An 18,917-nucleotide genomic window follows, 5' to 3' on the forward strand; every position below is an offset into this window, starting at 1 on the left:
CCCGCCCCTGAATTCAAGCCGGTCTTATGCCGGAAGGTCGCGCTCCAGCGGCTCCAGCGAGCCCTTGCGCTCAGTGCCGTCTGCCATCGCGGGCAGTTCCATGCCCTCGCAGGTGCCTGCGTCCACCAGAGTCCAGGCATTGCCCTGGTAGTCGGTGGTCGAGGTGCCGGCGCAGGTGGTGCCGGGGCCGGCGGCGCAGTCGTTCTGGCCTGCCAGCGAAACGCCGTAGCATTTTTCCTTGGTGGCGGCAGCAGCGGGGATGGTCGAAGCTGCGGTCAGAGCGGCGGCAACAGCGCTGGCAACGGCCAGGGATTTTGCAGTGGTCGACATCTCGTGAATTCCTTTCGGTTTAACGTGCGGTGTCGTGTTGACAGGGAAACACTAACCCGGGGCTTTCAGGAATTTAAGTCACGAGGCTGTGTCTCACGTCTGCGTCAGCGTATGTGAGACAGGATTGCAGCGCAAAGAGCTGAAATCGCGGGGTTTTACCGGATTTTGAAACAAAACGGCCCCCGGATGGGGGCCGCTGATGCTGTTTTCGGGGCGGAATGTTACAGAAGGTCCGGCGGGGTGGCCTCCACCTCCAGTGCCTTTGTAACATTTTCGAGGCTCTCCACCTTGGTCTGTTTTTCGCCAAGACGGCGGACGGAGACGGTGCGCTCCTCCACCTCGCGGTGGCCGACAGCGAGAATGACCGGAACCTTGCCCACGGAATGTTCGCGGACCTTGTAGTTGATCTTCTCGTTGCGGATGTCGGCCTCGGCGCGCACGCCGGCCTTCTTCAGCTCTGCCACAACCTCCTGCACGTAGTCATCGGCGTCGGAGGTGATCGAGGCGACCACCACCTGGCGCGGAGCCAGCCAGAACGGCAGCTTGCCCGCGTGTTCCTCGATCAGGATGCCGATGAAGCGCTCGAAAGAGCCGAGGGTGGCACGGTGCAGCATGACCGGACGGTGCTTGGCACCGTCGGCGCCGATATAGGTGGCGTCCAGGCGTTCCGGCAGCACGAAGTCCACCTGGTGGGTGCCGCACTGCCAGTCACGGCCGATGGCATCGGTCAGCACAAACTCCAGCTTGGGGCCATAAAAGGCGCCTTCGCCCGGGTTCAGTTCCGGTTCGATCCCGGCGGCGCGGGTGGCGGACAGAAGCGCGGCCTCTGCCTTGTCCCAGACTTCATCGGACCCGGCGCGGGTGTCCGGGCGGTCGGAGAATTTGACCGAGAACTTCTCGAACCCCAGATCCTTGTAGATCTTCGACAGGAAGTCGATGAATTCCGCGGTTTCGGATTCGATCTGATCCTCGGCGCAGAAGATGTGGCCGTCGTCCTGGGTGAAGCCGCGCACCCGCATGATGCCGTGCAGTGCGCCCGAGGGCTCATACCGGTTGCAGGAGCCAAACTCGGCCATGCGCAGCGGGAGGTCGCGGTAGGACTTGAGGCCCTGGTTGAAGATCTGCACGTGGCAGGGGCAGTTCATCGGCTTCAGAGCGTTCACAGCCTTCTCGCGGGCGTGTTCCTCGTCCACTTCGACGATGAACATGTTCTCCTGGTACTTGTCCCAGTGGCCCGAGGCCTCCCACAGTTTGCGGTCCACGACCTGCGGGGTGTTCACTTCGACATAGCCGCCCTTGCGCTGCTGGCGGCGCATGTAGTCCTGCAGCTGGGTGTAGACGGTCCAACCGTTCGGGTGCCAGAAGATCTGCCCCGGTGCCTCTTCCTGCATGTGAAACAGGTCCATCTCGCGGCCCAGCTTGCGGTGGTCGCGCTTGGCGGCCTCTTCCAGCATGTGGAGGTGCGCCTTCAGCTTTTCCTTGCCGGTGAAGGCAACGCCGTAGATGCGCTGCAGCATCGCGCGGGAGCTGTCGCCGCGCCAGTAGGCGCCTGCGATGCTCATCAGTTTGAACGCATCGCCCGGCAGCTGGCCGGTGTGCTGCAGGTGCGGGCCGCGGCAGAGGTCCTGCCAGTCGCCGTGCCAGTACATGCGCAGCGGTTCATCGCCCGGGATGCTCTCGATCAGCTCGACCTTATAAGGCTCGTTGTTGTCGGTGTAATGCTGGATCGCGCGGTCGCGTTCCCATACCTCGGTGCGGACCTCATCACGCTTGTTGATGATTTCCTTCATCTTTTTCTCGATGGCGCCGAGGTCTTCGGGGGTGAAGGGGTCTGCGCGGTCGAAGTCGTAGTACCAGCCGTTTTCAATGACCGGGCCGATGGTGACCTTGGTATCGGGCCAGATTTCTTGCACCGCGCGCGCCATCACATGTGCCAGATCGTGGCGGATCAGCTCATTGGCCTGGACCTCGTCCTTCATGGTGTGGATGGCAATGGTGGCGTCGCTGTCGATCGGCCACTGCAGATCCCAGTGCTGATCGTTGACGGTGGCGGAGATGGCCTTCTTGGCCAGCGAGGTGGAAATGCCGGAGGCCACCTGCGCGGGCGTGACGCCTGCGTCATAGGATCGTGCATTGCCATCGGGGAAAGTGAGAGAGATTTGGGCCATAGTCTGGCTGCTCCTCGTCGGTTTGGCGCCCACAGAACGCCCGGTTGCGGGTATGTGTTTGGTCTGCGCGTTTTGCTGCCAATACAGAGGCAAGTCAAGGCGGCTTTGCATGCGGTTGTAATTGCGCAGGAATTTCCGTTTGTGTGCCTGTGCATGCGATTGCACATATATGTATACAGGTAAGCAATTGAAAAATAACAAAAAAACTGTTGTCATGGACGCGGTGCTAGGGCAGGGTGACCGAAACCTGAGACCCAAGGACATACCAGGAGTGTTCCGATGACCCGCCCGAACCCGAACTTTGACCTGACGGTTGAAGATGTGGATCTGATTGAAACCGCGCTGTGCCAGTCGCAAAAGATCCTGTCGCACCGCCATCTGTCTTATGAGCATGGCGCGCAGATCGAAGGCGGGGCAAACGCGGAGAAGGCCGTGCAGACCGGGGAGATGCTGAGCCGTATCCGGAACCTGTTGAGCCGCTTGCAGGTTCAGAAGGCCGACGGGACACCTGCCGCTAGTCTGTCCTGATCAGCCGTAAGGCAAGCGAGGGGCCAGCCCCTCGCGCTCCCCGGGGTATTTTAAACCATAAAGATGCCGGTCAGTCCTGTGCGGGCGCCGGCACGCCTTCGCGGATCATGGCGGAGTAGTCGGGACCGACCCCATGCGCCTGCGCGATCGGGGTGATGCTGCCAAGCGCGCGCAGGTCTTCGACGCTGCGGCTTTGATCCAGAACGCCCTGTTCCCAGGCAAATTCCGGCAGGTAGCCATTCGCCAGCACCCGCCAGTCCAGCGGCACGTCCTCCGCGAAGCTGCGGATCAGGGTCATCACTACCGTGGTGCAGTTGGTGGTCAGCGAGTTGTACCACTGGGGCTGTGCTGCCAGGCTGTTGGCGGTCTCGACGTATTTCAGCAGCAGTTCCCGGCCGGTGTCGGGGCTGACGCCGATGCGGAAAAGCTGCACGTCTTCGCCGCGGGCATTGGTGCGGGTGCCGACCAGATCGCGTTCATCCGCGGCGATCAGAACCAGCGTGTTGGATTTGAACAGATCGGCGATGGGGGAGAAACCGCCGCCCAGCTGGCGCCGCACCTCAACCGACCAGGCGATATGCTCGCCGCCTTCAAAGCCGAAGCTGACGATCATATGCGCCATCTGCGGGCCGGCCCAGTAGGACATGAACAGGTCGGTGGATTGCAGCTTGGTCAGATCGTAACTGCGGGATTCCCAGGCCTCGGTGAATTTTTCCGGTGTGTCCCAGGTGAAATTGCGCACGCCGCTTAGGGTGAGGATGTCGCCCTCGAGCGTGCCGGTCACCTGGCGGGCCACATCGGGCGACCAGTTGCGGTCTGCGGGCGGGGTGAGGGTGGACCACCACAGGATCACCGCAGCCAGTGCCAGAACGAAAGTAGTGAGCGCGCGCAAGGCGTGGCGGCGGAACAGTCCGGCGATGACGGCAAGTCCAAGGAGGGCGAAGCCACCCGCCAGCGCGCCGCGGCCCAGAGCTTCAAACGGCAGACGGTACCACAGGGCCATAACCGCCCAAACTGTCGCCAGGGCCACCGCAAGGATGGCGGCGCCAGTGAAAATGCCCTTGATGAGTCTGAACATGCCCTGGGGTCCTTCAAAAAATTTTGGCGGACCATAAGGAAGGCAGCGGGGGAGTTGCAAGCAGGCTGTGCACCTGCTTGCGGGGCGGGCGGAGCCGTGCCACATCTTGGGAAAAGCACAGGAGAGCAAAGACATGCCAGCCGCATCGTACCTCGAGACCGCCCAGGGCCGCCGGATTGCCTATCACAAGAGCGAGGGGCAGGGGCCGTGCGTGGTGTTCCTGGGCGGGCTGAAGTCGGACATGGAGGGCACCAAAGCGGTGCATCTGGAGGCCTGGGCCAAGGCACGCGGGCAGGCGTTTCTGCGGTTCGACTATTCCGGCCATGGCGAAAGCTCCGGCACGTTCGAGGAAGGTTGCATCGGCGACTGGCACGAGGACACGCTGGAGGCGGTGGCGCAGCTGACTGAGGGGGAGATCGTTCCTGTAGGGTCTTCGATGGGTGGTTGGCAGGCGCTCTTGCTGGCGCGCGAGATGCCGGAGCGGATCAAGGGCCTGGTGACTATCGCCGCAGCGCCGGACTTCACCGAGGACGGCTATTGGGCAAATTTCTCGGAGGCGCAAAAGGCGGAACTCGAGAGCCGCGGTTATGTGGAGCTCCCGAGCGATTATATGGAGCCCTATCACATCTCGAAACGGATGATTGAGGACGGGCGCAAGCGGCTGCTGCTGCGCACGCCGCTGTTCCTGCCCTTCAAGGTGCGCTGCCTGCAGGGAACGGCGGATACGGCGGTGTCGACAGAGACCGCGCTGCGGCTGATGGATCATGCAACCTGCCCGGACATGCGGCTGAACCTGGTGAAAGATGCCGATCACCGCTTCTCGGATGAGGCCTGCCTGAAGATGATCGAAGACGCGGTTCTGGACGTTCTGGGCGCCGCCTGATGCGCAGGTTCGGGCGCGCCTTGGGGCGGGGGCTGCTGGCCCTGGCGGTGCCCGTTGCGGCGCTGTGGGCCTTTGGCCCCTATGAGGACGTGGACCTCACTGCCAGTTTTGATGCGCGCAAGTTTGGTGAAGGCGTTCAGGTCTACTTTGAAAGCGTCGAGAGCCGCTACGGCGACATTACGCCGGGTGCGGAAAAGCGCGTGGTTTGGGCTGGGCAGGCAGAGACACGGACGCCGGTCTCGGTCCTCTACATCCATGGGTTTTCCGCGACCTCCGAGGAAATCCGCCCGGTGCCGGACCGGGTGGCTGAAGCCTTGGGCGCCAATCTGGTGTTTACCCGGCTGACCGGCCACGGGCGTTCCGGGGCTGCAATGCTGGAGGCCACGCCCAAGGCCTGGATGCAGGACACGGCAGAGGCGCTGGCGGCGGCGGCACAGGTGGGGAAGCGGGTCGTGGTTATCGCCAATTCCACGGGTGCAACCCTCGCCACGGTGGCGGCGTTGGATGCGGAGTTGTCGCAGAGCATTGATGCAATGGTACTGATGTCGCCGAACTACGGGTTGAACACGGTTTTTGCTCCTCTGCTGACCTGGCCCGCTTCACGCTTCTGGCTGCCGCCGCTGGCCGGGCGCGAGGTAGAGCTGCCGGTGCGCAGCGAAGCCTATGGGCGGTTCTGGACCACGCGGTACCCGTCGCAGGCCGTGCTTCCGATGGCGGCAATGCTGAAAACGGTCAGCAAACTGGACTTCAGTCAAACGGATGTTCCTGCATTGTTCTGGTATTCAGATGGCGATAAGGTGGTGCGGCCTGACATCACTGCGGAGGTTGCCGCAGCCTGGGGTGGTCCGGTTGCGGTGAATCTGGTGCCGCCGGGGGCTGCAGACGATGTGCACGGCCATATTCTGGCCGGAGACATCGTATCGCCCAGCCAGACGCAGGCAACGGTGGATGGGATATTAAGTTGGTTGAACACAAAAGGATTTGAGTAATGGAACAAAGGGTGAGCCTGATTACGCTGGGCGTGCCGGACATGGAGAAGGCCGCCGCCTTTTACGAGGCTCTGGGTTGGAAACGGGCCGAAAGCCCGGATGGCGTCATTGCATTTGATCTGATTTCGCAGACACTGGGTCTCTATCCGCTGGTGGCGCTGGCGGAAGATGTCGGCCTGCCGCCTGAGGCTCTGGGAACCGGTGCCATAACGCTGAGCCACAACACCCGCAGCAAGGAAGAGGTGGCACAGCTCCTGGCCGCGGCAGAGGACGCCGGTGCGGAGGTGCTGAAGCCTGCGCAGGATGTGTTCTGGGGCGGCCATCACGGGTATTTCCGCAGCCCGGACGGGCATGTCTGGGAAATCGCCTTCAACCCGTTCTCGCCGCTGGCGGAGGACGGCGCGTTCCGCTGGAACGGCTACTGAGCGTGGCAGGGCGGCGGCAGCTTTTCTGTAAATTGCCGCCGCCCCGAGGTTTTTCTTGATCTAAGGGTTTGCCGTCCACAGAGTTGACAAACGGGTGGGAGGCAAACCGCGAGGGCAGGACATGCCTTATGATCAGCAACCGTGCCGCGAACCCCTGGTTTTGCTGCCGGGCATGATGTGCGACGGCCGGATCTTTTACGCTCAGGTCAGGACATTTTCCGGCAGCATGCCGGTGATGGTGCTGCCGCTGGCCGGCGGCGACACGGTAGAGAAGATCGCTGCCCGGATGCTGAGCCATCTGCCGCCGCGCTTTGCCCTGGCAGGATTTTCGATGGGTGGCATTCTGGCGATGGAACTGGTGCGCCGGGCCCCGGAACGGATCAGCCGGCTGTGCATCATTGGGGCTAGCCCGCTGGCCGAGACACCGGATCAGGCTGCAGGCCGGGAGCCGCAGATCGTCGCGGCGCGCGCCGGACGGCTGGAGGATGTGCTGCGCGAGACATTGCCGGCGGAAGCGCTTGCCCCGGGCCCCTTGCGGCTGGAGGTGCACAAGCTGTTCTGCCGGATGGGGATGGAGCTGGGGCCGGAGATGTATGTGGCGCAGGCACGCGCATTGCAGCGGAGGCCGGACCAGCAGGCCGCAATGCGGCGGGTGCATGTGCCTACGCTTGTTCTCGGCGGAGAGCATGACACGATCGTACCCCCGGCCAAGCTGGACCTGCTGGCACAGCTGATCCCGGAGGCGCGGCTGGAAATCCTGCCGGATGCCGGTCATTTTCCAGTGCTGGAGCAGCCGGATGCCGTGAACCGGGCATTGCTGCACTGGCTGGCAGAGCCGGTAGCCGAACCCGCTGCGGAGACCGCCCTTTACGCTCAGGGATAAAGTTTCGCGCGCTCTGCCTTGCTGATCAGCTGAGGCTCTGCAACCGGCTTGCCGGTTTCCGCATCAAAGAACGGCGTATCCTTCCACCGGCCGGACAGCCGCGCGGTGATCATCCGGCTGAGGATGCCCCAGGCCATGGCGCCTCCGCCCTTGGTGCGGGCTTGCTTGCCGGGGGCGGGGATGAAGGCCCTGGACCGGATCTTGCCCAGGGCGGATTTGTCCTGGAACAGATCAGAGCGCATGCCGGCAAAGGGCAGGCCGGGTTTGGCCAGCGTATTGGCAAAGGGCGTGCCGCAGCAGGATGCATACCAGCGTAACGGCCCGCGGGGGCCGAGACGGAGCGCCTTCAGATGATCCGCGCCTTGGGTGATGGTGATGGTATCAGGGGCGAGCTGAAAGAGGTCGACCGGATCGGGGGCCGGGTCGGGCTGGTTGTGGTACAGCTCATTGGCGCGGCAGTCGGCGCAATAGCAGACAACGCGGGTGCCGGTCTTGATGCCTTGCGCCGCAACTTCCCCGCGCAAGGCCCCGCAATTGCAGGAAAACGCCAGCCCCTCTGCCATATATTCAGGCAGCCGTGTTCTTGTTGGCGGGTTTGTGAGCTGCCGGCTTCTTGCGGCTGTTGGCGTTCATGAAGTCGATCACCAGCGGGCGGATATTGTTGCGCCAGCTGCGGCCCGCGAAGATGCCGTAATGGCCGGCGCCAGGTTCGACGTGGCTGGCCTTCTTCTCTTCCGGCAGACCGGTACAGAGATCCAGCGCGGCGATGCATTGGCCGGGAGCGGAGATGTCGTCCTTGGCGCCTTCGACGGTTTTCACCGCCACATCGGTGATCTTGGAGAAATCGACCTTGTGGCCATTCACCACGAATTCATTGCGGGCGATCTCACGGTTCTTGAAGATGCGTTCGACCGTGGACAGGTAGAATTCCGCCGTCATGTCCATCACGGCAAGATATTCGTCATAAAACCGGTTGTGGGCATCGTGGTCGGAGGCTTCGCCGCGGGACACCCGCTGGATCTGATCCATGAAGGCCTTGGAGTGCCGTTCGCCGTTCATCGACATGAAAGACGCCAGCTGCAGCAGGCCCGGGTAGACCTTGCGGCCGACGCCGGGATACTTGAAGCCGACGCGCTGGATCATGGTTTCCTCCAGCTGGCCCATGGTGACGCGGCGGCCGAAATCTGTGACTTCGGTCGGGGTTGCGTCCGGGTCCACCGGGCCGCCGATCAGCGTCAGCGAGGAGGGCTGCGCCTTGGGGTCCTGCTCTGCCAGATAGGCGGTGGCGGCCAGGGTCAACGGCACCGGCTGGCAGACCGCAACAACATGGATGTCCGGTCCCAGCTCGCGCATGAAATCAACGAGGTAGAGCGTGTAATCCTCAACATCGAATTTCCCTGCGGAAACAGGGATGTCGCGGGCGTTGTGCCAGTCCGTCACATAGACTTCACAGTTTCTGATCAGACTTTGCACGGTAGAGCGGAGGAGGGTGGCGTAATGGCCGGACATCGGGGCAACAAGCAGCACCTTGCGGGGCTGTTCCTCGCGTCCGCTGACCTTGAAATGGATGAGGTCGCCAAAGGGGCGCTCGACCACGTTGGCAATTTCAACCACATGGTCCTTGCCGTCTTCGCAGGTGAAGGAGGGAATACCCCAGTCGGGTTTCACCACCATGCGCTGGTAAGTACGTTCCGTCACTTCGCCCCAGGCGGCCATCCAGCTGAGGGCAGGGTTTGGCAAGGCGGAAAAGACCGGGTAAGATGCCATGGAGAGGGCCGTGGCGCCCAACCATTGGTTGGTGTTCCGGACGGTCTCCATCAGGTCGTAGGTCATCATGTATCGCATGCGCGTCTCCTTCGGGCTTTGCCCCTGCGTCATCGGACCATCAAATCCGGACTATCGGACCAATCGCCGCTTTGCCCTGAAAAATGCAGAAGAGTATTCTGCATAGCAGAAAGCCTATGAGGGATTCTTTTATATGACAACTAGTGACGAATTATCCGCAGCGGCCAATTCTGAGAGCATTGAAAAGCTTAAGGAAAACATGACCCGTGTGGAGGAGCTGAGCAAGCGTCTGGCCGATGTCATGTCCCGGAAGGTGCCGCATAACCCGGCTTTGGACGGTCCGAATCAAGAGCTTTATGCGCGTGCAGCAACTGCCTATTGGGCCGAAGCCATGCAGAACCCGGCCAAGATCCTGGAGCAGCAGGTCGAATACTGGAGCAAGTCTGTGCTGAATTTCGCAGAAGCGCAGAAAGCCCTGGCTGGAAAACCGGAGAGCACGGATGACGGCGGCCCGAAGGACCGCCGTTTTTCGAATCCGCTATGGGAGAGCAGCCCGTACTTCAGTTTCGTGAAGCAGCAGTACATGACCAACGCAGATGCGATCCGCAAGGCGGTGCAGGATGCGGTGGACCTGGACCGCAAGGACAAGCAGCGGCTGACCTATTTCGCCGATCAGATCATCGAGATGATGGCGCCAACCAATTTCCTGCCCACCAACCCGGACGCGCTGGAAAAGGCGGTGGAAACCGAAGGCCAGTCGCTGATCGACGGGCTGGAGAACCTGGTCACCGATCTGGAAGCCAATAATGGCGAGCTGGTGGTGCGGCTGGCGGATGAGAGCGCCTTTGAGCTGGGCGGCAACATCGCCACCACGCCGGGCGACGTGGTCTACCGCAACCGGATGATGGAGCTGATCCAGTACAAGCCGGTGACCGAGACCGTGCATGAGACGCCGATCGTTTTGTTCCCGCCTTGGATCAACAAGTTCTATATCCTCGACCTCAAGGCGCAGAACAGCCTGATCAAATGGGTGACTGAGCAGGGCTACACGCTGTTTGTGGTCTCCTGGGTCAATGCCGACGCCAGTCATGCCGACGTGGGGATGGAGGATTACATTCAGGAGGGCTTCCTGACCGCAATCGAGACCGCCAAGGATATCTGTAAGACCGATCAGGTCAATGCAGTGGGCTATTGCATTGCCGGCACCACGCTGAGCCTGACGCTGTCGCTCTTGAAGCAGCGCGGCGACAAGTCGGTGAAATCGGCCACTTTCTTTACCACGCTGACGGACTTCGGCGATCAGGGCGAGTTCACGCCGTTCCTGCAGAACGATTTCGTCGACGGGATCGAGGCGCAGGTGGAGGAAGAAGGGCTGCTGCGGTCCTGGGTGATTGCGCGCACCATGTCGTTCCTGCGTTCCAAGGACCTGATCTACGGCCCGGCTGTGAAAAGCTACATGATGGGCGAGACGCCGCCTGCATTCGATCTGCTTTACTGGAACGGCGACGGTGCCAATCTGCCGGGCCGGATGGCGGTGCAGTATCTGCGGGGCCTCTGCCAGAACAACGAGTTTGTTGGCGACGGGTTCGAGCTGATGGGCCACAAACTGCATATCAAGGACGTGGATGTGCCGCTGATGGCGATCACCTGCGAGACCGATCATATCGCCCGCTGGAAGGACTGCTATGCCGGCGTGCAGCAGATGGGGTCACGCAGCAAGAGCTTCATCGTGTCGGAATCCGGCCATATCGCCGGCATCGTCAATCCGCCCAGCAAGAAGAAATACGGCCACTACACCAATGACGATCTGAAGGGGGATCAGGAGGCCTGGATGGAAGGCGCGGATTACCACGAGGGCTCCTGGTGGCCGCGCTGGAATGATTGGCTCAAGAAGCGCGCAGGCAAGCAGGTTCCCGCCCGCGAGGTGGGGGATTCGGGCTTCCCTTCTTTGATGCCGGCCCCGGGATCCTATGTGAAGGTGAAAGCAAACCGTTGATTTTGCAGGCGCAGAAAATTTTTTTCTGCACTGCAGCAAAAAATCTCTTGAAATGCTGCGATGCGGCACGCATATTCCCTTCATGCTAAGAGCGCAGGATGGTCCTGCTGCAGCTTTCTGAGGAATTAGAACTATGGCAAAGACCCAAGACTTCACCGCGATGATGAAAGACTTCATGGGCGCCTTCCCGGTCGACACCAAAGCGATGGAAGACGCATTCAAGAACACCGCAGCTCTGAACGAGAAGCTGTCCGCTGTTGCACTGGACGCCGCCGGCAAATCCGCCGAGATCTCCAACAAGTGGACCAAAGAAACCATCGCCAAGCTGGGCGACGTTTCCAAAGTCAAAGCAGAGCCGGCCGACTACGCAAAAGCCGCAACCGACTTTGCTTCCGCTTCCGCTGAAGTGGCTGCCGAGAACATGGCTGCCTTCGCCGAAGTGGCAAAGAAGGTTCAGATGGACACCGTTGAGCTGCTGATGGCTGCTGGCAAAGACGCAACCGAAGAAGCAACCGCTGCCGTGAAAAAGGCCACCGAAGAGGTGACCTCCGCAGCGAAGAAAGCTTCGGCAGCTGCCAAGTAAGAACGACCACGATCCGGCCCTCGCTCTCCTCCCTGACGGAGCCGGATTGTGAAGAAGGGCAGGCCGCAAGGCCTGTCCTTTTGCGTTTCAGGGGAGGTCAGTCCGGCAGCCCGGCGCGGCGCAGCCCGTCGCAGTAATGCTCCAGGTCTTCTTCCTTGGCAAAGGGCAGCGTGCTGCGGATGCGGCTGACTGAGAACCCGGGCTCCAGCTGCAGGATGCGCCCGCATTCCTGGGCTGCGGCGGTACGGTCACCCAGCTGGCCGTAACAGGCTGCCAGATGGCGGCGCGGTGCCGGGAACCCCGGAAACAGGCCGACCGCCTTGTTCACCTCTGAGATGCCCGGCTGGTATTCCCGGCACATGTATAGCGCCAGCCCTTTGAACCAATGAAAATAGGTCGGATGGAACGGGTTGCGTGCTGTGGCTTCATCCAGCTCGGCAAGCGCCTTTTCCGGCATGCCCTGATAAACCAGGGACAAACCGCGGAAGGCCATGGCGTCGGTGTCATTCGGATTAAGCGCCAGCGCACGCTGGAAATGATCCTCTGCCAGTGAAAACTCGCCCTTGAACAGGTGCATGACCGCGAGGCGCCGCTGGGCAACGCTGTCCAGCGGGTCGATACGCGCTGCACGGCGCAGCAGCGGGAAGGCCCGGTCGAGGGTTTCCGCGGGTGACTTACCCCAGCCGCTCATCCATTCCACCAGATAGGTCAGAGCGAGCCCTGAACAGGCTGTGGCATTTCCGGGATCGGAGTCGCTGGCCTGCTGATACAGGCTGCGGCACTGCATCAGCGCATCGCGGGTATCCAGGATCAGCGCCTTGGCTCTGAGAACAAGCTCCCGCGCGGTAAGGGGAGTGCTTGCTGCGGCAATTGCAGCCGACCTCCGCTTTGCGGTGGCCTGCAGCTGTCCGGCAAGAGTTTGGGTGATCTGCCGGGCCAGCGCGTCCTGCTGGGTGATATCCGCACCAGCTGCCAAGTGGTATTGTTCGCTGAGCAGAGTGCTGCCGCTGATGCCATCCGCCAGCGAGACCGCAACCCGCAGTTTGCCAGGAAGCTGCCGCACGGTGCCCTCAGCCAGATAGCGCACGCCCAGTTCAACAGCGGCAAGGGAGGTCTCCGAGGCACTGCTGGCATAACGCAGAGCGGTAGTGCGGGAGATCACCCGCAGTTCGCGGAACCTGGAAAGGCCGATTGTGATATCTTCGGTCAGCGAGTCCGCCAGGCTGCTGGCGCTGTCTGCGGCAGCGGGTTTGCCGGCAAACGGCAGCACCGCAACGGAGATTTCATAGGCCGGGCCTTCGGGATCCAGCTGCGGCATGGTGTTTTCGGCAATGCGGAAGATCCGCACCGGATCGGAGATATTGCGGATGACCTGCAGGCCAAGATCGTCGAAGGCAGCGTTGATCCGGCCGCGGACCTGCTCTTGCACAGTGCCCGAAACGCAGATTTCGCCAGGACCTGCAAGGCTTTCAAGCCGGGCTGCAATATTGACGCAGTTTCCGAACAGGTCGTCACCGGCAGAGATGACATTCCCGGTGTGGATCCCCATCCTCAAGGCCAGACGCGGATGCCCAAGGCTGGTGCCCTGGCTTGCGGTTTTCTTGGAGATCAACAAGGCAGCCTTCACGGCTTGCAAGGAGGAAGGGAACTCCAGCAGAAAGCCGTCCCCCAGTGTTTTGACAAGCTGGCCCGAATACTGAAGCGCTGCGGGCACGATGACCTTGTCGGCCAGTTTACGCACCGCGGAAACGGCCTCGGTTTCTCCGGTTTCCACCATCGCGGAAAAACCGGCCACGTCAGCGATCAGTATGGCAGCTTGTCTCTGTCTGTCCCCTTGGTCAGCCATATTCCCCGCCACCACAGACTCAAAGACCTGACCTTTATTATATCATATTGAGAGTTTTTTGCGGGAATTTGGATGCAAATAATATGATATTTCTTCAATGGGTTCTGGCCTGTCTTCAAAACTGCGCAGTGTGGAAGCTGGAAAACCGGGGCTGCCAGCCGGTCAGGCGGCGCAGCTTTTCGGATCCCATCTGCTGGTCCAGCGTGGGGCCTTCCGCCCAGCTGCCGTATTTGCACAGCACATGTTTCAGGCTGCGTACCACATAACCGCCATCATGGCCGCGGCGGCGGGCGATTTCACGGGTGATCTCGGCAACCGGAACGCCATCCTGGGCACTGGCGTTGAAGTGACCGCTGAGGTCTGGGTTTTCCAGCAGCAGCCGGTAGGCGCGGGCCAGATCTTCACGCTGGATCAGCGGCCAGCGGGTGGAGATGCTGCCCCAGATCTCGAACGGCTTGGCTTCGCTGGCAGCCGCCAGGTAGCGTGAGAAGGCGCCGCCGTCCTCGTGATAGACCAGCGCTGGGTGGATCACCGCGGCTGAGATGTCCGGGGAGGCCAGTACCAGGCGGGCGTTCTTTTGCATCCAGGCAAAGGGTTTGATCGGGCGCATTGGGCTGGTCTCATCTGCGATCTGACTGCCGGTCGCGCCATAAAGCCAGCAGCCGCCTGTGTAGATCATCCGCAGCGGCTCCGGCCGCAGGGCGGCTTGCTGCAGGATTGCGGTGACAGCTGCAGTGTCTGCCTCACCCATGTCATCCTCAAACGTTGCGGCCAGCTGGATCAAGCCGTCGGTGCGGGCCGCCTCGCGGACCCAGGGGCCGGGTGCGCGCAGGTCGCCGCGCAGGGGGCGGGCGCCCATCCTTTCCAGTTTGCGGTCCGACAGCTCCGACCGGCTGAGACCGGTCACATCATGACCGTGGCGGATCAGTTCTTGGGTAACGGCGGTGCCTATGGATCCGGTGCCGCCGAGGATCAGGACTTTCATTTCTGTATTCTCTCCCGCTTCGGATTCTGGTGCGGGATCACTCATAAAAGCTCAAGCCAGGTTCAGGTCAAGCGCTTTGAATGCAGCTGCAGCAGGGCTGTACAGAACAATTGTTGCGGAAAACACGCCAAGGCTTCCCTTTTGTTCTGCGCTGGCATAGGCTTCGCTGCAATGCGTCATGACCGGGGAGGGATCACATGGCAGAACAGGACAAACCCTTGCTGATCAAACGGTATGCGAGCCGGCGGCTCTATAACACCGAGACCAGCGATTACGTCACGCTGGAGGATATCGCGGGGTTCATCCGGGAAGGCCGAGAAGTGCAGATTGTCGATCTGAAGACTGGCGATGACCTGACTCGCCAGTATCTCCTGCAGATCATCGCCGAGCATGAAAGCCGCGGCGAGAATGTTCTGCCGGTCAATGTGCTCAACGACCTGGTGCGCAGCTACATGGTGCCGGGCGGCGGGGTGATGCCGCAGTTCCTGCAGACCTCCTTTGACATGCTGCGAGAAAGCCAGTCGAAAATGGTGGAGAACATGACCGCGATGAACCCGATGTCCAAGATGCCCGGGTTCGAGGCGATGAAGGCGCAGCAGGAGGCGTTCCTGAAGGCAATGACCGGCGGTTTCGGTGCTGCGGGCTGGACCGGCGGTGCTGAGGAAGAGAAGTCCGACAGCAGCGGCGAAGATCTGGACGACATCAAGAAACAGCTGGCAGCGCTGCAGGATAAACTGTCGAAGATGAAATGAGGCGCATCGCCCAGCGCTGAAAGCACAGCCGAAAGGTAAGCCCCCTGTCCGGTTCGGCGGGGGCTTTTTCAACGGGCAGGTACATGCGAGTGCGGATCAGGAGCCGACGTCGACCTTCAGCACGTTGTGCAGCCGGTGATAGGGAGCGTTCTGGACGATCTTGTCCAGGTCCTTTGCCTCCGCAGCGGGGCGCGCGCGCATGAAAAGATAGGCGCTGGCGCCAAAAGACAGGGCGCAGGCGCCGACGATCGTGCTGACGATGACAGTCTCAAGTCCCATGGCTTCAAACATGCATTTCTCCGTTTGCACAGCCAATATAGGGCAGGAAAGCTGAAAATTCCATATCACTTCCCCTCCTTCTTCAGTTTGCCTGCTTCCAGCACGTGGCGGGCAAGGGTCTCGGCGCTTTCCCGCTCCTGCGCTCGGCGGCGCATTTTCACCCTTCCTCCGATGCGGGAGGCGGTGGCAAAAACAAATCCTGAAAAAGACAGAAGGGTGAGGCCAAAGGCCAGCCCGCCGGTCACCGTGTCTGCAATCGTGGCGCCAAAGCTTGCCAGCAGCGCGCCGGCGGCCAGACGCTGCGCCCATTGGCCGATAACCTGATCCGCGTCGCGGGCCTGGGCTTCCGCCTCTGCCGCCTCGGTGGCAAAGGCGGTCAGCAGGTCGGCCACGGCCAGGCCGCAGTCCGGGTCGTTGGACGCACGGAGCGCGGCGAGCAGCGCCGCCCGTTCCGCGCGGTCCGACACAACCGCGCCAATGATCTGGCGCAGCTCATCACCGGGGACTGCATCGCCCATGCTCAGGGAGTTTGCCATCGCCACCAGCGCGGTGGCCGGGCGCCGTTTGAATTTCAATGGGCCTTTCATGAGCGGCACCGTGGACGGCACAAGCCTGGATTGCAATCGCGAAAAGCCCCGGCGCGGAGTCCGGGGCCGGTATTCGCTAAAGCACTGATATTCTCAGGCGGCAGCCTTGCCCATGGTCTCTTCTGCGGCGGCCAGCAGGATGCCGACAATCACGTCCAGCTCCGCCCGGGTCAGCCGCACCGGCAGGCGCACGTCGCAGGCCTTCATCAGCATGTCACGGGTCTGGGGTAGCTCAGGGACATTGCCCAGGAACTGCCAGTTCCAGAAGGCGCGGGCGTTGTCGGAGGACAGGCCGAAGACCTGGACCTTGACGCCCTTGGCCTCTGCTGCGGCTGCAAAGGCGCGGGTCTGTGTTTCGCTTAGATCCACCAGGTTGAACTGGATTGAATCCGGCGCCCGGCGCTCCGGCCCCAGCGGTGCGGGCACGTCAAAGAAGGGGGAGGCGTTCAGCCGCTCCGCCACGTAATCGTGGTTGGCGAGGCCGTCGCGCACCCGGCGGGCCAGTTCCGGCAGCTGCGGGCGGATCACTGCGGCAGAGAGGTTGCTCATCCGCAGGTTATAGAGCGGCAGCTGGTTTTGCCACTTGGCAAAGGCCTGTTCCAGGTCCGGGGTGTTTTCGCCGTGCGGGCCTTTGTGCTTTTTCCAGTTGTGCTCATAAGCGCCGGACATGATCACGGCGCGGGCAACCAGGTCGGCGTCGTCGGTGATCAGGATGCCGCCTTCGCCGGCGTTGACCATCTTGTAGGACTGGAAGGAGAAGCAGCCCACCTTGCCGATGGTGCCTATGTTCCGGCCGTTCCAAGTGGTGCCCAGCGAATGGGCGGCGTCCTCGACCACCGGTATGCCGCGGGCATCGCATAGCGCCATGATCGCATCCATGTCGGAGGTATGGCCGCGCATATGGCTGATGATCACCGCCTGCACGCTGTCCAGCTTGGCCTCGAAATCGGCCATGTCGATTCGGTAGTTGTCAGCCACTTCACACAGCACCGGCACGCAGTCGGCATGCACGACGGAGGAGGGCACGGCAGCAAAGGTGAAGGCTGGAATCAGAACGCGGGCGTCGCGGGGCAGGCCAAGCGCCTTCAAAGACAGGAACAGAGCCGCCGAACAGGAAGACACCGCCAGCGCATATTTGCAGCCCAGAAGCTCCGCATATTCCTGTTCCAGCAGCGTGACCGGCGCATCCTGGGGCGCGGTGTAGCGGAACAGGTCGCCTGATTGCATCAGGGCATCGATGGCGTCGCGGGCGGCTGCGGGAATGGGTTCAGCGTCATGAACGTTGGGCGGCAGAGCCATATTTCAAAATCCTGAATTGCTTCTTTGGGAAATCTAAAACTAACTTTCCGGGAAGCCAAGGCTGGACGCAGCGGAATCTGCTGCGCCCGGCAAAATTTCACAGAATTGTTGCGGAGTTGCGCGGAATCCGGCTCAGGCCGCTGTTCAGATGCCCAGCCGGTCGCGCATGGCAAACCAGGTCATCGCCAGCACCAGCAGCGGCGAGCGCATCCGCGGCCCGCCGGGGAAGCGCGGGGCAGGGACGCGGGCCAGGGTATCAAACCCTTCGGCCTGTCCCTGAATCGCCTGTGCCATCAACTGGCCCGCATGGGTGGCGGTGCCGACACCGTGGCCCGAGTAGCCGGAGGCTGTCAGCACATTGGGCGCCAGCCGTGCCAGATAAGGCATCCGCTTCATGGTGATGCCCAGGGTGCCGCCCCAGGCATAGTCGATCTGCACATCCTTCAGATGCGGGAAGATCTCCGCCATCGGCTTGCGGACGGTGGCGGAGATGTCTGCCGGGAACCGGTAGCCATAGCTTTCGCCGCCGCCAAACAGCAGCCGCTTGTCATGGCTGAGGCGGAAGTAGTTCACCACGAACTTGGTGTCAGCGACCGCCACGTCGCGGGCCAGAACACGGGCGGCGTCATCGCCCAGCGGCTCGGTCGCCACCACGAAGTTGTTGATCGGCATAACCCGCGCAGCGACCTGGCCGTTCAGCCCGCCGAGATAACCGTTGCAGGCCAGGATCAGGTGATCTGCTGTCACAGTGCCGCCCGCGGTGCGAATGCGCAGCTGGCTGCCTTCCTGAATGTCCAGAACTTCGCTGCCTTCGTGGATGACAGCTCCTGCAGTTGCGGCTGCGCGGGCAAGACCCAGAACGTAGGCCAGCGGGTGCAGATGGCCCGCACCCATATCGAGAGAGCCGCCAACGTAGGCGGGTGACGGGCAGAGCGCCTGCATCGCGTCGCGGTCCAGCAGTTCGATCTGATCATACCCGTAGCGGTTTTGCAGATGTTCCGCGTAGGCGTGCTCATGCGCCGTTTCGCCATTGGAGAAACAGGCGTGCGCGACGCCGGGCTTCAGGTGGCAGTCGATGCCGTGGCGGGCCACCAGATCCTTCACCAGATCCTTGGCACCTTCGGCCAGATCCCAGAGCTTGCGGGCATCATCCAAACCGACCAGCTTTTCCAGCCCGTCCTGCTCCATCCGCTGGCCGCTGCCGAGCTGGCCGCCGTTGCGGCCCGAAGCGCCAAAGCCCACCCGCTGCGCTTCCAGCAGAACAACGGACAGGCCGGCCTCTGCCAGATGCAGGGCTGCTGACAGGCCCGTGTAGCCGCCGCCGACGATACAGACGTCCGCCTTTACATCGCTGTCCAGCGCGGGAAAGCGCTCCAGCGGCGCGGCGGTGGCCGCATACCAGCTGCTTGGATACTCGCCCTTGCGGTCATTGGAATAGAGCAGGTTCATCGCCATCCCGCACCTCACCTGTTGGCGGGAGTCCCCGGAAGGGATCCCGCTGTTCTTCTTTGCCCAAATACT

At 62.0% G+C, this 18,917-nt stretch carries 19 protein-coding genes; 8 read left to right on the forward strand and 11 right to left on the reverse strand.

Annotated features, from left to right (window positions below; genetic code table 11):
- Window positions 1-24: 24 nt before the first annotated feature.
- Together RA24_RS07115 and thrS are read right to left on the reverse strand one after the other, a co-directional pair.
- The gene (locus tag RA24_RS07115; RefSeq protein WP_019295611.1) at window positions 25-330 is read right to left on the reverse strand and encodes a BufA1 family periplasmic bufferin-type metallophore; all 306 of its coding nucleotides are present in this window, start codon (window positions 328-330) and stop codon (window positions 25-27) included.
- Between the two features lie 221 nt (window positions 331-551).
- On the reverse strand, window positions 552-2,498 hold the full coding sequence (thrS, locus tag RA24_RS07120; protein WP_039190706.1) for a threonine--tRNA ligase: 1,947 nt from the start codon (window positions 2,496-2,498) through the stop codon (window positions 552-554).
- A gap of 279 nt (window positions 2,499-2,777) precedes the next feature.
- On the opposite strand from thrS, the gene RA24_RS07125 reads away from it, so the two are divergent.
- Window positions 2,778-3,026 carry a hypothetical protein gene (locus RA24_RS07125; protein WP_039148803.1) on the forward strand — a complete coding sequence of 83 codons (249 nt, stop codon included), beginning with the start codon at window positions 2,778-2,780 and terminating at the stop codon, window positions 3,024-3,026.
- A 70-nt stretch (window positions 3,027-3,096) separates the two neighbouring features.
- Here RA24_RS07125 and RA24_RS07130 read toward each other — a convergent pair whose 3' ends face one another.
- Window positions 3,097-4,104, reverse strand: a complete 1,008-nt coding sequence (locus RA24_RS07130; RefSeq protein WP_039190707.1) for an Lnb N-terminal periplasmic domain-containing protein — start codon at window positions 4,102-4,104, stop codon at window positions 3,097-3,099.
- A 133-nt stretch (window positions 4,105-4,237) separates the two neighbouring features.
- Here RA24_RS07130 and RA24_RS07135 point away from each other — a divergent pair, with 133 nt between their 5' ends.
- The 4 genes from RA24_RS07135 to RA24_RS07150 all read left to right on the forward strand — a co-directional run bounded on the left by RA24_RS07135 (window position 4,238) and on the right by RA24_RS07150 (window position 7,284).
- Window positions 4,238-4,987 (forward strand): alpha/beta hydrolase, encoded by a 750-nt coding sequence (locus tag RA24_RS07135; protein ID WP_039169612.1) that lies wholly within the window; start codon window positions 4,238-4,240, stop codon window positions 4,985-4,987.
- Entirely contained in the window at window positions 4,987-5,976 is a 990-nt protein-coding gene (locus RA24_RS07140) for an alpha/beta hydrolase (protein ID WP_039190710.1), read from the forward strand. Before RA24_RS07135 ends, RA24_RS07140 begins: the two co-directional genes overlap by 1 nt.
- Window positions 5,976-6,401, forward strand: coding sequence for a VOC family protein (locus tag RA24_RS07145; RefSeq protein ID WP_019295605.1), 426 nt, complete (start codon window positions 5,976-5,978; stop codon window positions 6,399-6,401). Before RA24_RS07140 ends, RA24_RS07145 begins: the two co-directional genes overlap by 1 nt.
- Before the next feature lie 121 nt (window positions 6,402-6,522).
- On the forward strand, window positions 6,523-7,284 hold the full coding sequence (locus RA24_RS07150; RefSeq protein ID WP_039190712.1) for an alpha/beta fold hydrolase: 762 nt from the start codon (window positions 6,523-6,525) through the stop codon (window positions 7,282-7,284).
- Here RA24_RS07150 and RA24_RS07155 read toward each other — a convergent pair.
- Window positions 7,275-7,847, reverse strand: coding sequence for a DUF6151 family protein (locus RA24_RS07155; RefSeq protein WP_039190714.1), 573 nt, complete (start codon window positions 7,845-7,847; stop codon window positions 7,275-7,277). The genes RA24_RS07150 and RA24_RS07155 overlap by 10 nt on opposite strands.
- A gap of 4 nt (window positions 7,848-7,851) precedes the next feature.
- Window positions 7,852-9,129, reverse strand: a complete 1,278-nt coding sequence (gene phaZ / locus RA24_RS07160) for a polyhydroxyalkanoate depolymerase (RefSeq protein WP_039149101.1) — start codon at window positions 9,127-9,129, stop codon at window positions 7,852-7,854.
- A 133-nt stretch (window positions 9,130-9,262) separates the two neighbouring features.
- On the opposite strand from phaZ, the gene RA24_RS07165 reads away from it, so the two are divergent.
- Window positions 9,263-11,065: a PHA/PHB synthase family protein gene (locus RA24_RS07165; protein WP_039190716.1), complete on the forward strand. Its 1,803-nt coding sequence runs from the start codon at window positions 9,263-9,265 to the stop codon at window positions 11,063-11,065.
- Between the two features lie 133 nt (window positions 11,066-11,198).
- Complete coding sequence (locus RA24_RS07170; RefSeq protein ID WP_039190717.1) at window positions 11,199-11,648, forward strand: phasin family protein; 450 nt, start codon at window positions 11,199-11,201, stop codon at window positions 11,646-11,648.
- A gap of 97 nt (window positions 11,649-11,745) precedes the next feature.
- Here the strand turns inward: RA24_RS07170 and RA24_RS07175 are convergent, their stop codons facing one another.
- Complete coding sequence (locus RA24_RS07175; RefSeq protein WP_036761864.1) at window positions 11,746-13,494, reverse strand: adenylate/guanylate cyclase domain-containing protein; 1,749 nt, start codon at window positions 13,492-13,494, stop codon at window positions 11,746-11,748.
- Between the two features lie 115 nt (window positions 13,495-13,609).
- Window positions 13,610-14,479 (reverse strand): NAD-dependent epimerase/dehydratase family protein, encoded by an 870-nt coding sequence (locus RA24_RS07180; RefSeq protein WP_039190719.1) that lies wholly within the window; start codon window positions 14,477-14,479, stop codon window positions 13,610-13,612.
- A 197-nt stretch (window positions 14,480-14,676) separates the two neighbouring features.
- Here RA24_RS07180 and phaR point away from each other — a divergent pair, with 197 nt between their 5' ends.
- The gene (gene phaR, locus RA24_RS07185) at window positions 14,677-15,231 is read left to right on the forward strand and encodes a polyhydroxyalkanoate synthesis repressor PhaR (RefSeq protein WP_039148783.1); all 555 of its coding nucleotides are present in this window, start codon (window positions 14,677-14,679) and stop codon (window positions 15,229-15,231) included.
- Window positions 15,232-15,327: 96 nt separating this feature from the next.
- Here phaR and RA24_RS07190 read toward each other — a convergent pair whose 3' ends face one another.
- The 4 genes from RA24_RS07190 to RA24_RS07205 all read right to left on the reverse strand — a co-directional run bounded on the left by RA24_RS07190 (window position 15,328) and on the right by RA24_RS07205 (window position 18,851).
- Window positions 15,328-15,510, reverse strand: coding sequence for a hypothetical protein (locus tag RA24_RS07190; protein ID WP_241480916.1), 183 nt, complete (start codon window positions 15,508-15,510; stop codon window positions 15,328-15,330).
- 65 nt (window positions 15,511-15,575) lie between these two features.
- Entirely contained in the window at window positions 15,576-16,097 is a 522-nt protein-coding gene (locus tag RA24_RS07195; protein WP_241477344.1) for a hypothetical protein, read from the reverse strand.
- Between the two features lie 93 nt (window positions 16,098-16,190).
- A complete protein-coding gene (locus RA24_RS07200) occupies window positions 16,191-17,396 on the reverse strand; it encodes a DegT/DnrJ/EryC1/StrS family aminotransferase (RefSeq protein WP_039190724.1) in 1,206 nt (401 codons plus the stop codon).
- Window positions 17,397-17,540: 144 nt separating this feature from the next.
- On the reverse strand, window positions 17,541-18,851 hold the full coding sequence (locus RA24_RS07205) for an NAD(P)/FAD-dependent oxidoreductase (RefSeq protein WP_193747114.1): 1,311 nt from the start codon (window positions 18,849-18,851) through the stop codon (window positions 17,541-17,543).
- Between the last annotated feature and the right edge of the window lie 66 nt (window positions 18,852-18,917).

Source organism: Leisingera sp. ANG-M6 (assembly GCF_000813905.1).
Lineage (GTDB): Bacteria > Pseudomonadota > Alphaproteobacteria > Rhodobacterales > Rhodobacteraceae > Leisingera.

Coding starts and splice junctions, on each gene's coding strand:
- RA24_RS07130 (WP_039190707.1), bottom strand. CDS start 4,104: ATGTTCAGACTCATCAAGGGCATTTTCACTGGCGCCGCCATCCTTGCG.
- RA24_RS07165 (WP_039190716.1), top strand. CDS start 9,263: ATGACAACTAGTGACGAATTATCCGCAGCGGCCAATTCTGAGAGCATT.
- thrS (WP_039190706.1), bottom strand. CDS start 2,498: ATGGCCCAAATCTCTCTCACTTTCCCCGATGGCAATGCACGATCCTAT.
- RA24_RS07115 (WP_019295611.1), bottom strand. CDS start 330: ATGTCGACCACTGCAAAATCCCTGGCCGTTGCCAGCGCTGTTGCCGCC.
- RA24_RS07200 (WP_039190724.1), bottom strand. CDS start 17,396: ATGGCTCTGCCGCCCAACGTTCATGACGCTGAACCCATTCCCGCAGCC.
- phaR (WP_039148783.1), top strand. CDS start 14,677: ATGGCAGAACAGGACAAACCCTTGCTGATCAAACGGTATGCGAGCCGG.
- RA24_RS07150 (WP_039190712.1), top strand. CDS start 6,523: ATGCCTTATGATCAGCAACCGTGCCGCGAACCCCTGGTTTTGCTGCCG.
- RA24_RS07145 (WP_019295605.1), top strand. CDS start 5,976: ATGGAACAAAGGGTGAGCCTGATTACGCTGGGCGTGCCGGACATGGAG.
- RA24_RS07140 (WP_039190710.1), top strand. CDS start 4,987: ATGCGCAGGTTCGGGCGCGCCTTGGGGCGGGGGCTGCTGGCCCTGGCG.
- RA24_RS07170 (WP_039190717.1), top strand. CDS start 11,199: ATGGCAAAGACCCAAGACTTCACCGCGATGATGAAAGACTTCATGGGC.
- RA24_RS07190 (WP_241480916.1), bottom strand. CDS start 15,510: ATGGGACTTGAGACTGTCATCGTCAGCACGATCGTCGGCGCCTGCGCC.
- RA24_RS07180 (WP_039190719.1), bottom strand. CDS start 14,479: ATGAAAGTCCTGATCCTCGGCGGCACCGGATCCATAGGCACCGCCGTT.
- RA24_RS07135 (WP_039169612.1), top strand. CDS start 4,238: ATGCCAGCCGCATCGTACCTCGAGACCGCCCAGGGCCGCCGGATTGCC.
- RA24_RS07175 (WP_036761864.1), bottom strand. CDS start 13,494: ATGGCTGACCAAGGGGACAGACAGAGACAAGCTGCCATACTGATCGCT.
- RA24_RS07195 (WP_241477344.1), bottom strand. CDS start 16,097: ATGAAAGGCCCATTGAAATTCAAACGGCGCCCGGCCACCGCGCTGGTG.
- phaZ (WP_039149101.1), bottom strand. CDS start 9,129: ATGCGATACATGATGACCTACGACCTGATGGAGACCGTCCGGAACACC.
- RA24_RS07205 (WP_193747114.1), bottom strand. CDS start 18,851: ATGGCGATGAACCTGCTCTATTCCAATGACCGCAAGGGCGAGTATCCA.
- RA24_RS07155 (WP_039190714.1), bottom strand. CDS start 7,847: ATGGCAGAGGGGCTGGCGTTTTCCTGCAATTGCGGGGCCTTGCGCGGG.
- RA24_RS07125 (WP_039148803.1), top strand. CDS start 2,778: ATGACCCGCCCGAACCCGAACTTTGACCTGACGGTTGAAGATGTGGAT.